The organism is Acinetobacter sp. YH12233, assembly GCF_013417725.1.
GTDB lineage: Bacteria > Pseudomonadota > Gammaproteobacteria > Pseudomonadales > Moraxellaceae > Acinetobacter.
This window is the reverse complement of record NZ_VPDK01000004.1, coordinates 106,853-122,976: the sequence shown is the minus strand read 5'-3', so window position 1 is coordinate 122,976 and position 16,124 is coordinate 106,853. Positions and strand designations below refer to the sequence as shown.

The window sequence follows — 16,124 nt, the reverse complement described above, 5'->3', positions numbered from 1 at the left end:
ACTATATAATCTTTATAGTAAACCGATCTTACATGACTGTCGCTTAGTAAAATCAAAAACCTAGAAGATTTGCTATACTCTCATGCCAAGATAGTGATTAATACTGCAAAAGTGGAGTAACAACTTTGGAAGCGCGCGTAATTGGTCTAGAAAAATTAGGGAAGCACGATGTTGAGCTTGTAGGTGGGAAAAACTCATCTCTGGGCGAAATGATCAGCCACTTATCTAATGCTGGTGTATCAGTACCAGGTGGCTTCGCAACAACAGCTGCTGCTTATCGTGAATTTCTCGAGCAAAGTGGCCTAAACGCTAAAATCAATGCAGAGCTTGCTGCACTTAACGTTGATGACGTCAATGCACTTGCTGAAACTGGTGCAAAGATTCGTCAATGGATTGTGGAAACTCCACTTACTGCTGAACTGGAAAAGGAAATTCGTGCAGCTTTTGCAGAACTTTCAAACGGCAACCCTGACATCGCGGTTGCCGTTCGTTCATCTGCGACTGCAGAAGACTTACCTGATGCTTCTTTCGCAGGTCAGCAAGAAACCTTCCTGAACATTCGTGGTATCGATAACGTTCTGATCGCGATCAAAGAAGTGTTTGCATCTTTGTACAATGACCGCGCGATCTCTTACCGTGTACACCAAAACTTTGCGCATGACGTGGTTGCTCTTTCTGCAGGCGTACAACGTATGGTTCGCTCAGAAACTGGTGCTGCTGGTGTAATGTTCACTCTAGATACTGAATCAGGCTTCCGTGATGCAGTATTCATTACAGCTTCTTATGGCTTGGGTGAAATGGTAGTTCAGGGTGCAGTAAACCCGGATGAATTCTATATTTCAAAACCGCTTCTAAATGCAGGCAAACACGCTGTACTGCGCCGTAACTTAGGTTCTAAACACCAGAAAATGATTTATGGTGAAGAAGCCGCTGCGGGTAAATCAGTTGTTGTAGTTGATGTAGAAAAAGCGGATCGTCAACAATTTGCATTGAACGATCATGAACTGCAAGAATTGGCTAAGCAAGCACTGATCATTGAAAACCACTACGGTTCTCCAATGGACATCGAGTGGGCGAAAGACGGTGATGACGGCAAAATCTACATCGTTCAGGCGCGTCCTGAAACTGTGAAGAGCCGTGAAAATGTCGGCACGATGGAACGCTACCTGTTAAAACAACGTGGTACTGTAATCTGTGAAGGCCGTTCAATTGGTCAACGTATCGGTTCTGGTAAAGTCCGCATCGTAACTTCAATTAAAGAAATGGACAAAGTACAAGACGGTGATGTACTTGTATCTGATATGACTGACCCGGATTGGGAACCAGTAATGAAACGTGCTGCTGCGATTGTAACTAACCGTGGTGGTCGTACTTGTCACGCTGCGATCATCGCACGTGAACTTGGGGTTCCAGCTATCGTAGGTTGTGGTAATGCAACCGAAGTCCTGGTTGACGGCCAGGAAGTGACTGTATCTTGTGCTGAAGGTGATACTGGTTTCATCTACGAAGGTGCGCTTGATTTCGAAATCCAAACCAACTCTATCGAATCTATGCCAAAACTTCCGTTCAAAATCATGATGAACGTAGGTAACCCGGATCGTGCATTTGACTTCGCGCAAATTCCGAACGAAGGTATTGGTCTTGCTCGGCTAGAGTTCATCATCAACCGTATGATCGGTGTGCATCCTAAAGCATTATTGAACATCGATAGTCTGCCACGTGAAACTCGTGCTGCTGTACTTGCTCGTACTGCAGGTTATGCATCTCCAATCGAATTCTATGTAGAAAAACTGGTTGAAGGTATCTCTACTCTTGCTGCTGCGTTCGCTGACAAACCAGTGATCGTACGTATGTCTGACTTCAAGTCAAACGAATACGCTAACCTGATCGGCGGTAAACTGTACGAACCTGAAGAAGAAAACCCAATGTTGGGCTTCCGTGGTGCAAGTCGTTATGTATCTGACAACTTCCGTGACTGCTTCGAACTTGAATGCCGTGCACTGAAAAAAGTTCGTGACGAAATGGGTCTGACTAACGTTCAAATCATGATCCCGTTCGTACGTACTGTTGCTGAAGCTAAACGTGTTATTGAGCTATTAGGTCAAAACGGTCTGAAACGTGGTGAAAATGGTCTTAAAGTGATCATGATGTGTGAATTGCCAACTAACGCTTTGTTAGCTGAACAGTTCCTTGAACACTTCGATGGTTTCTCTATCGGTTCAAATGACTTGACTCAGTTAACGCTTGGTCTTGACCGTGACTCTGGTATCGTTTCTCACCTATTTGATGAACGTGATCCAGCAGTAAAAGCGCTTCTTTCTATGGCCATCCATGCTTGCCGTAAAGCCGGTAAATATGTAGGTATCTGTGGCCAAGGTCCTTCTGACCACCCAGATCTTGCACAATGGCTGATGGAACAAGGTATTGAATCTGTATCTCTTAACCCAGACTCAGTATTGGATACCTGGTTCTTCCTATCTGAAGAGAAAGCTCAAAAAGCTTAATTAACTCTTTAAAAAAAGACCCTTTCATAGGGTCTTTTTTTATGTTCTCAATATTACCTAGATATTAGACCTCTTGCGAAAGTATTATTTTTGACTATTTTAGACTTTGATATTTATTTAAAAATCAACGTTTATCACTGATTAAATTTTGACTAACGCAAGAGGTCTATTATCTTAATTATATTTATAGTTAAGTGATTAATTATATGTTTTTTGATTTAACAGAAATCAAATTATTTATATAAGCATAAGCTTCTTAGTGCAATGACAAACAAACACCAACAAACATCATGATAAAAAATTGCATAATTAAATTTAAGTGAATTTTCACATCTTGATAGCAAAATCATCAATCCTTGCTACACTGTCTCAATTATGGAGGAATTTGGTGATGAACATTCTTGAAAATCCTAAACTTATCCATATATTACACTTATATTCTTTTATTTGTTTTCAGCCTGAAAATACTTAAACTCCTAGTTCAATTTTTGTCTAAATTTATATTTTTGAGATTCAGTTTATATGCAGATTTACTTGGCACGAAATAATCAACAAGCTGGCCCATATACGCTCGAGCAATTAAATCAGATGCTTGCCAACCAACAGGTACTTCTGACTGATTTGGCTTGGCATCAAGGTATGACCGAATGGAAAGCTTTAGGTGAACTCACCCAAGGGAAACTGATCTATCAGCCTGAAGGCTATGTAGCACCAGAAATGCCAGCGACACCTGCCTATCAGGCTCCACAGAACGCAAATGAGTTAAGTACAGACCATCTTCGTGCCCGCAGCTCTCAAAATGTTGCAGCAAAAAAAGAACTGGCGAGTATTCCAAGCCGTATTTTAGCCAAGATTGTGGATCTGCTTTTATGGCTGCCTGCGACGTTTATTTTGACCGCATTTTTTACTCCTGAACAGGAAACCCAATTCGCACAACTGAACCAGGAATTTATGAATGTGATGTTAAGTAGTGATGCTGACCCTGCTTTGGCACAGCAGCTACAGACTCAGATGTTTGACATGTTTTCACAGCAGGCATGGATTGCGACTGCAATTTACCTGGTGATCATGCTCGCTATTCAGGCTTTTCTGATTGCCAAATCGGGTCAAAGTATCGGTAAAAAACTGACTAAAATTAAGATCGTAGATGCTGAGACTGGTGAAAAAACCAGCTTGATGCGTGCCTTCACTATTCGCAGTGTGTTCTTTATTTTCCTGAATATTATCTTCATGCCACTCAGCACAATCATTGACTGGGCGTTCGGTTTAGGGCAAAAACGTCAAACCGTGCACGATAAACTGGCAAAAACTCAAGTCGTTAAACAATAATTAGTTATGCCATAAAATGGGATGTTTTGGCATCCCATTTTCCTACATAACTTTGAAATTACAATAAAATTCCTATAAATATTCTTGAAACTCGACCGACAAAATCGGTTTTTATTACAGTCATTTAAAGCACCTTTATATATAGCTTAGTTTGGCAATATCAGGCATAATGCCCTACAACGTAGCGGTGTATTATGATTAGAAGGGTGTTTTGTAAAAAAACGGCCTCTTTTATCATGCGACACTTTAATCGCTATCCCATATTAAATTAGGGAATGGGACTCTTCACCGAGGTTGTAAAATGAGACAAACGATTTTAGCTGTATTGTCTTTATCAACGATGGCTGCACTTTTAACAGGGTGTGGTGGTGATCTAGTACTTCTGAACTCTAAGGGTCCAGTTGCTGAAGGCCAAAGTAGCCTGATGATGACTGCGATTTACTTAATGCTATTGGTGGTAATTCCATCAATTATCATGGCATTATGGTTCGGTTGGAAATATCGCGCATCGAATAAAGACGCAGACTATAAACCTACATGGGCACACTCTACTGCGATTGAAATTGTAGTTTGGGGTATCCCTGTCATTATTATTGGTATTTTAGCTTGGTTAACTTGGTGGGGTTCCCACAAGTACGACCCATACCGCCCACTTGAGGCAGATAAAGCACCATTAACAGTTCAGGTTATTGCTGAACAGTTCAAATGGATCTTCATCTACCCAGAACAAAACATTGCGACTGTAAACGAAATTCGCTTCCCAGAGAAAACTCCGGTAAGTCTTCGTTTGACTTCTAACTTCACGATGAACTCATTCTTCATCCCTGCGTTAAGTGGTCAGATCTATGCAATGGCGGGTATGCAAACTCACCTGAACTTAATGGCAGACGAAACTAGCCCAGCTGAAGGCTACCGCGGTTTCTCTTCTAACTATTCAGGCTATGGCTTCTCACAAATGCGCTTCCGTGCACATGCTGTGACTGATGCTCAGTTTGCTGAATGGGTAGCTGCAGTTAAAGCAGGTAACGGTACTTCAGTAAATCCAGAAGCAGTTCAAAAAACTGTTTTAGACCAAGCTGAATTTGCAAGCTTGCGTGACGGTAACCGTGGTAAACACCAAATCGAAGCGATTATTGCAAAAGCTACGACTCCTGAAGAGAAGGCTGCTGCTGAAGCAATGAAGCCTTACCCAACTAAGCCACATCCAGTGACTTACTACTCTTCTGTTGAGCAAGGTTTGTTTGAATCTGTGATCAATAACTACATGAGTAACTATCACGGTGCTGATCACTCAGCGTCTTCTGTTGCTCACCAGGAAGCAGCTGCTTCTGAAGCACATGTAGATGTTGAACATGCGACTGCTTCTCAAGGAGAATAATTCATGAGCTTCTTAGGTAAGTTAGGTCCAGATGCAATTCCGTACGATCCAATCGTACTGGTAACTGTTGCAATGATGATCTTAGGTGGTATCGCAGTTGTTGCAGGTATTACCTACTTCAAAAAATGGGGCTACCTGTGGAACGAATGGTTCACATCTGTAGACCATAAAAAAATTGGTATCATGTATATCTTTGTATCAGTGATCATGCTGGTACGTGGTTTCGCCGATGCGATTATGATGCGTCTTCAGCAGTTCCTTGCAAAAGGTGGCGGCGAAGGCTACTTGCACCCAGAACACTATGACCAGATCTTCACCGCACACGGTGTGATCATGATCTTCTTCGTGGCAATGGGTCTTGTTGTTGGCTTAATGAACATCTCTGTACCGCTTCAAATCGGTGCACGTGACGTTGCATTCCCATTATTGAACTCTTTAAGCTTCTGGCTGTTCGCTGGTGCTGCGGGTCTGATGATGGCTTCACTTGCGATTGGTGAATTCGCTGCGACTGGTTGGATGGCTTATCCTCCACTATCAGGCATTGAATACTCTCCTGGCGTCGGTGTGGATTACTACATCTGGGCACTGCAGATTTCAGGTCTGGGTACGCTATTAACGGGTGTTAACTTCTTCGTTACCATCATCAAAATGCGTGCGCCTGGCATGAAACTGATGGAAATGCCAATCTTTACCTGGACATCTTTATGTACAGCAGTATTGATTATCGCAGCATTCCCAGTGTTGACTGCTACTATTGCAATGCTGTCTCTTGACCGTTACTTCGGCTTCCACTTCTTCACAAACGAGCTAGGCGGTAGCCCAATGCTTTATGTGAACTTGATTTGGACTTGGGGTCACCCAGAAGTATACATTCTGGTATTGCCAGCATTTGGTATTTACTCTGAAGTTGTATCGACTTTCGCTCGTAAAGCATTGTTCGGTTATAAATCAATGGTGTATGCAACAGTTGCAATTACAGTATTGTCATTCGTTGTATGGGTTCACCACTTCTTTACCATGGGTGCAGGTGCCAACGTTAACGCGTTCTTCGGTATCATGACCATGATTATTGCGATTCCTACTGGTGTGAAAATCTTCTCTTGGTTGTTCACCATGTACAAGGGTCGTATCGTTTACACTACCCCAATGCTATGGACACTTGGCTTCCTTGTGACTTTTGGTATCGGTGGTTTAACAGGTGTATTGATGGCAGTTCCACCAGCGGACTTCCTGGTACATAACTCTTTATTCCTGATCGCTCACTTCCATAACGTAATTATTGGTGGTGTAGTATTCGCGATGTTCGCGGGTATCATCTTCTACTGGCCGAAAATGTTTGGTTGGAGACTGAATGAGACTTGGGGTAAAGCAGCATTCTGGTTCTGGTTCTTCGGTTTCTACTTTGCATTCATGCCACTTTATATCCTTGGTTTCATGGGTATGACTCGTCGTCTGAATACATTTGATAACCCAGACTGGGATCCGTATGTAAACATCGCAATGTTCGGTGCAGTTCTTGTAGCACTTGGTATTGTATGTTTCATCATGCAAATCGTTGTTGGTTTCCTACAACGCGATCAACGTCTAGATTTGACTGGCGATCCATGGGATGGTCGTACACTTGAATGGTCTACATCTTCTCCTGCTCCGTTCTATAACTTTGCTCATCTTCCAAAGATCAATGGTATTGATACTTTCTGGGTCGAGAAAGAAAACGGTGTTGCTTATGCAAAACCTACGAAGTACGAAGATATCCATATGCCGACTAACCGTGCTGCTGGTTTCATTATCGCAATGTTCATTACTGTTATGGGCTTCGCGTTAATCTGGCACATCTGGTGGTTAGTAGCGGTTACTTTCGTAGCAGCTATCATCAGCTTCATCGTGTCTTCTTTCACCAAGAAAGTGGATTACTATGTTCCTGCTGCTGAAGTTGAGCGTATTGAAGGTGAACGTTATGCGATCCTTGAAAAACACTTGAAGAAGGACTAAGACCATGGCTGAAGTACTTCATCACGATAACCACGGACACGATGAGCATCATCATCACGATGATACTGACATCACTGTCTTTGGTTTCTGGACTTACTTGATGAGTGACCTTATCCTTTTCGGTACACTCTTCATTGCATTCGCTGTTTTAAGTAGCCACGTTCCATTAGGCACTCCAAGCGCGCGTGATCTGTTTGGTGATTCATTAGGCTTCGTTTTAACTGAAACGTTTGCCCTTTTGATCTCTTCCGTAACTTTTGGTTTTGCCGTTCTAGCTGCCTACAAGAAAAACGTTAGTCAGGTTCTTACCTGGTTAGCGATCACTTGGTTATTTGGTGCTGCCTTCATCGGTATGGAACTTTATGAGTTCAATCATTTAGTTCATGCTGGTCATGGCCCTAGCACTTCTGCGTTCCTGTCTTCGTTCTTTACGCTGGTAGGTACGCACGGTATCCACGTGACTTCAGGTTTGGTATGGATGATCGTGTTAATGATTCAAATCAAGAAATATGGTTTGACTCTGCCTAACACTCGTCGTCTTGCGTGCCTAAGCTTGTTCTGGCACTTCCTTGACATCGTATGGATCTGTGTATTCAGCGTAGTTTACTTGATGGGAGTTCTATAATGAGTCATGATCACAACGCTGCTGGCGAATCACACGGTAACATGAAGCAATATACTGTTGGCTTCATCCTGTCTGTTGTCCTTACTGTAATTCCATTCGGTATGGTCATGGCAGGTGGTTTTAGCCGCGGTATCTTGATTACTGCTATTGCAATTACTGCAGTCGCTCAGATTCTTGTGCAATTAATTTACTTCTTGCACATGAACTCTTCTTCAGAGCAACGCTGGAACGTAATTGCATTTGTGTATACCATCTTAACCATCGCTATTCTTTTAGTGGGTTCTGTATGGATCATGAACTACCTACACTACAACATGATGATCTAAACTGGTTGTCATGCTGAAAAAGTATTTATTCCTGACTAAGCCAGGAATTCTCTTCGGTAACTTTGTTACCACTTTGGGTGGCTACTTCGTAGCCACTCAAGGTTCTGTAGATTTCCTTCTCCTGCTTCTTACTCTTATTGGTACTACTCTCGTAGTGGCATCAGGATGCGTGGTCAATAACGTTATTGATCAGGACATCGACCAAAAAATGCAGCGCACACAAAATCGCGCACTTGTCAAAAAAACTATTTCTGTACCTGTTGCTCTCACCTTTGCTTTTGTACTGGGTGTGATCGGTTTTGGCATTTTATGGTTCTGGGTAAATGCATACGCTTTCCTATTCGCAGTTATTGGTTTTGTCGTATACGTTGGTTTTTACAGCTTATGGACAAAACGAACAACTATTCACCAAACACTGGTAGGCAGTATTTCTGGTGCAGCACCGCCTGTGATCGGTTATACCGCAGTTGCAAGCCAGTTTGACCTGGGTGCCCTTTTAATTTTTCTAGGGTATGCACTCTGGCAAATGCCCCATTCATGGGGAATTGCAGTCTATCGTTTTGAAGATTACAAAAATGCAGGCATTCCAATTCTGCCTGTCGCCCGTTCAATTCGACGTACCAAGATCGAATCTTTGATCTACGTGATATTGTTCGGAATTACCATGAATGCTTTATTTGTTTATGGTTATGCAAACTGGATCTATCTGGTGGTATTAAATCTGATGACGCTTTACTGGATCTATCTCAGTATTCAGGGCTTTAAAGCTGAAGATAATCAGGCATGGGCAAAACAGTATTTCATGTTCTCGGTCAAACTAATTACCGTGATCAGTATTATTTTCAGTTTTACTTCTACTGCCCCGCAGAATCCAATCATATTCTTTTAAGAAGATAGAGTTTTACTCTATCTTTTTTATTTCTCCTGCTAAATACCTAATTCCTTTCAAGCTTACTTAAAGTAACTGTGTTTCTTCTAGAAATTTCCCTCTTGTAAATTTTTATTTGCTTCCATACCTACTTAAACATTCATCATCTGGCAAGATTTGCTTGTATTTCAGCCCCAAAACCACTAAACTTCACGCTTCGCATATTATGCGACACAACCAAGGTTGTGACTCCTTGCTTCAATTTCACTTAAATTGGGGCTGTTTAAACCGTAAGGAGCTGACAATGCGTCACTACGAAATCGTACTATTGGTACATCCAGACCAAAGCGATCAAGTTGTGGGTATGGTAGAACGTTACCTGACTCACATCAAAGAAGCTGAAGGTCAAATCCACCGTCTTGAAGACTGGGGCCGTCGTCAATTGGCTTACCCAATCAACAAGATCCACAAAGCTCACTACATTCTGATGAATGTTGAGTGTGGTCAAACTACTCTTGATGAGCTAGAAGAATTGTTCCGTTATAACGATGCAATCATTCGTAGCCTTATCATCCGTCGTGAAAACGCTATCACTGAAGAGTCACTATTGGCTAAGAGTGCTGAAGAAAAACGTGCGCGTAAAGCTCAACGTGAAGAAGCACAACAAGCTCAAGACTCTGCTGAAGCATAAGGAGAACCTAACATGGCACGTTTTTACCGTCGTCGCAAGTTCTGCCGCTTTACAGCTGAGAACGTTACGTACATCGACTACAAAGATATCGACACTTTAAAACAGTACATCACTGAAAACGGCAAGATTGTTCCTAGCCGTATTACAGGTACTAAAGCTCGTTACCAACGTCAGCTAGCACTTGCTATCAAACAAGCTCGCTACTTGTCTTTGATCCCTTACACTGACAATCATAAGTGAGGTTGAGCTGTGGATATTATCTTATTACAACGCATTAAAAACCTTGGTAAACTTGGTGATAAAGTTTCAGTTAAAGCTGGTTACGGCCGTAACTACTTGATCCCTCAAGGTAAAGCAGTTGCAGCTACTGAAGCTAACACTGCTGCTTTTGAAGCTCGTCGTGCTGAACTTGAGAAACAAGAAGCTGAAGTATTAGCTGCTGCTCAAGCACGTGCTGACCAATTGAACGAAGTAAACATCGTAATCACTGCGAAAGCTGGTGATGAAGGTAAACTGTTCGGTTCAATCGGTACTCGTGACATCGCTGACGCGTTGACAAATGCTGGTCTTACAGTTGACCGTGCTGAAGTTCGTCTTCCAAATGGCGCACTTCGCAACACTGGTGAATTCAACATCGCAATCCAATTGCACCATGATGTTGCTGCAGAAGTTCTGGTTACTATCGTAGCTGAGTAATTTCTCACCGAAAAAAGGGCATGCTTTGGCATGCTCTTTTTTTATCTCTAAAAAATATAATCTGCTCAACAGTAGAAAATTCAATTTATTCTTCGCGTTCACAAAAAATTGCACTTCGCATTTTGGATCAGACCGCGTATCATTTCATCTCGTAGTGAATAAACCTTATTCATCTCCGACAATATTTAACCATTGTATTTAAAATCAGGGATTTATATGTCACAGGCGAATGCCAGCAAAAAGGCACCTACCGCTAAACCAGAAATTGTTGCTGATACCCAACTTAAGGAGTTCCGTACTCCCCCGCACAATTTAGCGATTGAACAGGCTGTACTTGCTGCCCTTATGACTGTGGCTGAATCTTTTGAACAAGTCGGCGATGTACTTACCGAAAATGATTTTTATGCGACCCGGCATAAATATATCTTCCGTGCCATTGAACAGCTTTCTAAAGAAAACTCGCCTTATGATGCAGTACTGGTTCATGACTGGCTGATCAAGCAGAACTTACTCGATGCGGTCGGTGGTGAAGAATATTTAATGCAGCTGATGGCTGATTCGCCTTCGAGTTTCTATAACCTGGAAACCTATGCCGGAAAAATTAAAGAGTTCTCTACTTTACGTAGCATGATCAAGGTCAGCTCTGAAATTTTACAGAATGCCTATGACACTAAAGGCCGTCCGGTGAGTGAAATTCTAGATCTGGCTGAAACTAATATTTTCTCGATTGCCGAACAACATAATAACAATGCCAAGGCTCAAGGCCCAAAAGCCATTAATACCGTTGTCGCAGACGTATTCGATAAGCTAAATGAACTTTCTCAGCTTGAAGGTTCAATTACCGGTCTGACCACCGGTTTCGTGGAACTGGACAATAAAACTTCCGGTATGCAGGCTGGCGACCTGATTATTGTCGCAGCCCGTCCTTCTATGGGTAAAACCACCTTTGCCATGAACCTGGTCGAAAGCGTGCTGTTTAACAACAACCTCCCTGCACTGGTCTATTCGATGGAAATGCCAGCGGATTCGATTGCGATGCGTTTGATTTCCTCTTTCGGCCGGGTGCATCAAGGTCACTTACGTGCTGGTAAAATGGACAGCGATGAATGGTCAAAAGTGACTAGTACCATTGTGCATTTACAGGAAAAGCATCTTTATATCGATGATTCCTCTGCACTACCACCGACTGAGGTTCGTGCGCGTGCGCGTCGTATTGCCAAAATGCATGGCGGTAAGCTCGGTTGTATCATGGTCGATTATCTTCAATTGATGAAAGTACCGGGTATGGGTGATAACCGTGTAGGCGAGATCTCGGAAATTTCTCGAAGCTTAAAAGCCTTGGCCAAAGAGATGCAATGTCCAGTCATTGCCTTATCACAGTTGAACCGTTCTCTAGAAAACCGTCCCAACAAACGCCCGGTGATGTCTGACCTTCGTGAATCTGGTGCGATCGAACAGGATGCCGACTTGATCATGTTTATTTACCGTGACGAGGTTTATAACAAGGAATCGAAAGAAGCCGGCACTGCCGAGATTATTATCGGTAAACAGCGTAATGGTCCAATTGGTACCGTACGTCTGGCATTTGAAGGTCAATATACCCGTTTCAGTAACCTCTCTCCTGAGTTCTATGCCCAGTATGATGATGAAGAGTAAGTATTCAAGTTTGATCTGAGTGTAGAAAAGAGGCCGAAATGGTCTCTTTTTTATTTAGAATGCTTGCTGTGCATGAAATTATATAAATGAGCATGTCCATTTATAGTAGATAGGTCTACAATATTCACAATTTTGAAATGACCGCTTTTGTTTTCACAATCCTGTTATTTCTCTCCCTGTTTTGTGTGTTCCACACGATATTATTTTTGTCATCCCGCAGGAGTATCTAGGGTGCGCCAAGCTACAGTTTATATTGACAGTGAAGCACTGCAATATAATTTAAACCGTGTCAAACAACTTGCCCCAACCGCTAAAATCGTCAGCATGGTCAAAGCCAATGCTTACGGACATGGAATTAAAGACTGCTTAGCAGCCTTAAAAGATAGTGATGCCTTTGGTGTCGCCTGTCTGGAAGAAGCCCTGGAAATTCGTGAACTCGGCTACCAGCAACCCATTACCCTAATCGAAGGCATTTTCTCTGCAGATGAAATGCAGGTTGTGATCGATCAGAATATTGAAGTCATTGTGCATCATCAGCCACAACTGGACTGGTTACTGGCAAATAAAGAAGCCTATATTGCGAAAGGCCTAAAAGTTTGGGTAAAACTCAACAGCGGTATGAACCGTCTTGGTTTTAAAATCGATGTGATTAAAGATGTGATCAATCAATTAAAAGCAGAAGGTTTTACCTGCGTGCTGGCGATGCACTTTGCCAATGCTGATGCGGAACATCCTCTCAATGAACAGCAAATCCAGCAGTTCTTGGAAGTGAAGAATGACTGCGCACCTTTAATGGGTTCTTGCTGTAACTCAGCTGCGATCTATAAATATCCAGAATTGCATTTTGACTTTGTTCGTCCGGGCATCATGCTCTACGGCGCGACTCCATTTGCAGACAAGACTGTACATGATTTAGATCTAAAACCAGTCATGACTTTTACTGCCGAAGTGATTGCATTGAATAATATCAAAGCGGGTGAACATGTCGGTTATGGTTCTACTTTCACTGCTGATCAAGATATGACTTTAGCCATTGTTTCTATCGGTTATGGTGACGGCTATCCACGAGCTTTCCCGAAACAGAACTATGTTGTAATTCATGGCCAGCAAACCCGTGTGATTGGCCGTGTCGCAATGGATATGATTGCCATTGATGCGACTAACCTAAATCTGGAATTGGGTACTGAAGTCGAACTATGGGGCAAATCCCGTCTGGTCGATGATGTGGCTGAAGCCAATGGCACCATTGGTTATGAATTGCTTTGCCGTATGTCTGCCCGCCCGGTACGCAAACTGGTTTAAAGAAAAATATCTAAAAATAAAAAAGCCCAACTCATGTTGGGCTTTTTGATGAAGTCAGCATTGAAGCTGATTTTTGCTCTTCATTTTCGATCAATGACAGTTCAAATAATAAAGCATCTACTTGTTCCTGGTTAAAATCATTAGGCGTAAAAACCTCAAATCCCATTTCTTGGCAGAATTGTTGAATAGAACTACGTTTAGAAATATATTTCATTGACCAGTCGCCAAAAGTACGCTGCTCAATCTCTTTGGTTTCAAATAGTTTAATATTTTTATGGCGTGGATCTTTAGACAGTCTCTCTGTCAGTAAAGCTTTTAAAACCAGACATTCACCTTCCAAGCACTGGAAAAAATGTCCATCAGCAAAATAAAGCACCCCTGTTATTTGATTAGGATGATTAAAATCACGTGCTTCTTTAAGGATATCCGTTAAATCTTGAAGTAAGTCGGCTTTGGACGAGGTACTTTCACTGGCATAACAAAATTGGTACATGCGGCTAACCTCTATTCTTATCTATGCAATATCGTATAGAAGTTAGCACTGTATACTAAACGGTCAATTTTTACTAATTCTTATAAGAAAAACTTATTTTTATTTCTATAAATATTATAAGAAATAATCATTCGATGGGGTGGGTAATTCAGCCAGGCCTTTCTTTAAAGTTTCTGACCATTGCCGACTGATATCCGAAAAATATTCATCGTCTTCAGCAATACGTTTACCTTTCGGCATCATCAAGCTGTCTTTTTTATAGACAAGTACATCCAGCGGCATACCGACAGATACATTTGAACGTAAGGTAGAAGCAAAAGAAATCAGAGAACAGCGTAATGCCTCATCGAGTGGCATCTCATAGGTCAAGGCACGATCCAGAATCGGCTTACCGTATTTGCTTTCACCAATCTGGAAATATGGCGTATCTCGTGTCGCGCAAATAAAATTGCCTTGCGGGTAGATATGATAGAGCTGCATTTCCTGATTTTTAATCTGGCCGCCGACCAGGAAATTACAATAGTAAGTACTTTGTTCTAAACTATCATCCGTGACATTGGCAATCACTTTTTTGAGTGTATTACCCACCAGTTCCGCAACATCAAACATGGTCGGTAAACTCAGGATATTCGGTTCCTGCCTGAGTTCCAGCTGATTTCTGATATGTCCGATTACCGCCTGTGTTGTTGCCAGGTTTCCGGAAGCCTGGAGTACGATAACGCGCTCCCCATCTACCCCAAAGGTATATAATTTTCGAAATACCGAAATGTGATCCACACCAGCATTGGTACGTGTATCACTGATAAATAGCATACCTTGCTCTAAACGAAGGGCACAACAATACGTCATTTTTTGTCCTTATTAATGAATTAACATCCTAGTACCTGGACGATGGAATACATGGATTCCACACCGCCTTCTTCTCTTACACCACGTACTGGTGCAACATCCCAATAGTCGCGCCCCACCGCAACATAGACATGCGCACTAGGCGTAAATAACAGGTTACTCACATCAAAACAGTACCATGCCTGTTCAATAAATACCTCAGCCCAAGCATGACTCGCCAGATGTGAGGCATTCTGTGCATAAAGATAACCTGATATATAACGTGATGGTAAACCTAAATGTTTACACATGGCGATAAAAATATGACTGTGATCCTGACAGACGCCCTGACGTGCTTCAAAAGCATCAATAGCAGACCCCTGTACCGTAGTACTATTTGATATATAAGGAACGTGTTCGAGTACGGCTTGAGCCAAGCCGATTAAATGTTTACGAGTTAATGCTGGAACATGACGATCTGCAAAATCCTTCATCTCTGCATTGCATTTTGTTGCTTCAGTCGGCTGTAAAAATAGATATGGATTTAAGGAATCATTTAAGCCCTGCTCATGCGCGAGATTTAGCTCAACGATGCCTTGTGCCATGATCATCAGGCTATGATAGGATTCACGCTGTGTACTGGTCATCCAGAGATTTTTAAAGGCATCATGCCGAATCACTTTCTGACCCGGTACACTGACATCCCAATAATGCACCTTCTGATGTTCATTGGTGGAAGGCATCATTTTGATGTACTGAATACTGTTCCTCACCTCGGCTGTGTACGTGTATTGCGTTTGGTGATTCACCATCAATTTCATACATCAGCCTCGAACAAGCGATGAATATGATCACTAAACTGGTAAAACTGCTTCAGATCAGGTGCGGCACGTAACTGTGTCCAGTATTGTTTTACACTGCCCCAACCAATCTCACAGAGTGTATCCACAATATAATCGATTTTACATAAGGTACGGGTAGTATCCTCACCGAGACGTAACTGCTGATCTAGCTGTTCCAAACATTGGCCCAGACTGAAAAATAGAAATACATCTGATGATTCTGCTTCCAGAATTTCGGCACAATCTGTCACGACATCGCAGATATAACCGGCATTCTGATCCGCAGTTTTAATCAGTTTCAGTAGTTCGGAATAGGCTTTGCCAGACAATACACCGCGTAATTCCTGAATATTGTCTTTTGCCACCTGAAACTGTTGGGTAAATGAAGTCGGCTGGGTACTATCCAGAACCAGCTCATTTAATGAACTGGCATCAAACGCAGGCAAACAGAAAGCATGTGCATAAGCCACAGCGGCTTCATCATCTAAAAATGGAAAATGCGAACATAAAAACTGGGTACGAGATAAATAACGGCCTAACCAAAAAATATGTTGCGCATTGGTATTTAACAAAACCATGACGTTATCCTTCTTT

General features: G+C 42.2%; 16 protein-coding genes. 12 read left to right on the top strand and 4 right to left on the bottom strand.

The window, feature by feature from the left end; genetic code table 11:
- The first annotated feature begins 125 nt into the window (after positions 1–125).
- The 12 genes from ppsA to alr all read left to right on the top strand — a co-directional run bounded on the left by ppsA (position 126) and on the right by alr (position 13,367).
- Positions 126–2,504: a phosphoenolpyruvate synthase gene (ppsA, locus tag FTV12_RS03620; RefSeq protein ID WP_004783865.1), complete on the top strand. Its 2,379-nt coding sequence runs from the start codon at positions 126–128 to the stop codon at positions 2,502–2,504.
- A 522-nt stretch (positions 2,505–3,026) separates the two neighbouring features.
- Positions 3,027–3,833, top strand: a complete 807-nt coding sequence (locus FTV12_RS03615) for an RDD family protein (RefSeq protein WP_179992467.1) — start codon at positions 3,027–3,029, stop codon at positions 3,831–3,833.
- 301 nt (positions 3,834–4,134) lie between these two features.
- Positions 4,135–5,211 (top strand): ubiquinol oxidase subunit II, encoded by a 1,077-nt coding sequence (gene cyoA, locus FTV12_RS03610; protein ID WP_005236020.1) that lies wholly within the window; start codon positions 4,135–4,137, stop codon positions 5,209–5,211.
- Between the two features lie 3 nt (positions 5,212–5,214).
- Positions 5,215–7,203 carry a cytochrome o ubiquinol oxidase subunit I gene (gene cyoB, locus FTV12_RS03605; RefSeq protein WP_179992466.1) on the top strand — a complete coding sequence of 663 codons (1,989 nt, stop codon included), beginning with the start codon at positions 5,215–5,217 and terminating at the stop codon, positions 7,201–7,203.
- Positions 7,204–7,207: 4 nt separating this feature from the next.
- The gene (gene cyoC, locus FTV12_RS03600) at positions 7,208–7,828 is read left to right on the top strand and encodes a cytochrome o ubiquinol oxidase subunit III (RefSeq protein WP_166134969.1); all 621 of its coding nucleotides are present in this window, start codon (positions 7,208–7,210) and stop codon (positions 7,826–7,828) included.
- Positions 7,825–8,154, top strand: a complete 330-nt coding sequence (locus FTV12_RS03595; RefSeq protein ID WP_171064814.1) for a cytochrome o ubiquinol oxidase subunit IV — start codon at positions 7,825–7,827, stop codon at positions 8,152–8,154. The genes cyoC and FTV12_RS03595 overlap by 4 nt, the downstream gene beginning before the upstream one ends.
- A gap of 10 nt (positions 8,155–8,164) precedes the next feature.
- Positions 8,165–9,043 (top strand): heme o synthase, encoded by an 879-nt coding sequence (gene cyoE / locus FTV12_RS03590; RefSeq protein ID WP_179992465.1) that lies wholly within the window; start codon positions 8,165–8,167, stop codon positions 9,041–9,043.
- Positions 9,044–9,326: 283 nt separating this feature from the next.
- Positions 9,327–9,713 carry a 30S ribosomal protein S6 gene (gene rpsF, locus FTV12_RS03585; RefSeq protein WP_004696436.1) on the top strand — a complete coding sequence of 129 codons (387 nt, stop codon included), beginning with the start codon at positions 9,327–9,329 and terminating at the stop codon, positions 9,711–9,713.
- A gap of 12 nt (positions 9,714–9,725) precedes the next feature.
- The gene (gene rpsR / locus FTV12_RS03580) at positions 9,726–9,953 is read left to right on the top strand and encodes a 30S ribosomal protein S18 (RefSeq protein WP_004278792.1); all 228 of its coding nucleotides are present in this window, start codon (positions 9,726–9,728) and stop codon (positions 9,951–9,953) included.
- 9 nt (positions 9,954–9,962) lie between these two features.
- On the top strand, positions 9,963–10,409 hold the full coding sequence (gene rplI / locus FTV12_RS03575; protein WP_004783880.1) for a 50S ribosomal protein L9: 447 nt from the start codon (positions 9,963–9,965) through the stop codon (positions 10,407–10,409).
- A gap of 216 nt (positions 10,410–10,625) precedes the next feature.
- Entirely contained in the window at positions 10,626–12,065 is a 1,440-nt protein-coding gene (gene dnaB, locus FTV12_RS03570) for a replicative DNA helicase (protein ID WP_004783882.1), read from the top strand.
- A 231-nt stretch (positions 12,066–12,296) separates the two neighbouring features.
- The gene (gene alr, locus FTV12_RS03565; protein ID WP_180033511.1) at positions 12,297–13,367 is read left to right on the top strand and encodes an alanine racemase; all 1,071 of its coding nucleotides are present in this window, start codon (positions 12,297–12,299) and stop codon (positions 13,365–13,367) included.
- Positions 13,368–13,398: 31 nt separating this feature from the next.
- Here the strand turns inward: alr and FTV12_RS03560 are convergent, their stop codons facing one another.
- From FTV12_RS03560 to FTV12_RS03545, 4 genes are all read right to left on the bottom strand, one after another.
- A complete protein-coding gene (locus FTV12_RS03560; protein ID WP_180033510.1) occupies positions 13,399–13,860 on the bottom strand; it encodes a BLUF domain-containing protein in 462 nt (153 codons plus the stop codon).
- Positions 13,861–13,974: 114 nt separating this feature from the next.
- A complete protein-coding gene (locus FTV12_RS03555; RefSeq protein WP_180033509.1) occupies positions 13,975–14,709 on the bottom strand; it encodes a proteasome-type protease in 735 nt (244 codons plus the stop codon).
- Positions 14,710–14,729: 20 nt separating this feature from the next.
- Positions 14,730–15,509 carry a transglutaminase family protein gene (locus FTV12_RS03550; RefSeq protein WP_179992462.1) on the bottom strand — a complete coding sequence of 260 codons (780 nt, stop codon included), beginning with the start codon at positions 15,507–15,509 and terminating at the stop codon, positions 14,730–14,732.
- Positions 15,506–16,108, bottom strand: a complete 603-nt coding sequence (locus FTV12_RS03545; RefSeq protein WP_004783892.1) for an alpha-E domain-containing protein — start codon at positions 16,106–16,108, stop codon at positions 15,506–15,508. The genes FTV12_RS03550 and FTV12_RS03545 overlap by 4 nt, the downstream gene beginning before the upstream one ends.
- Between the last annotated feature and the right edge of the window lie 16 nt (positions 16,109–16,124).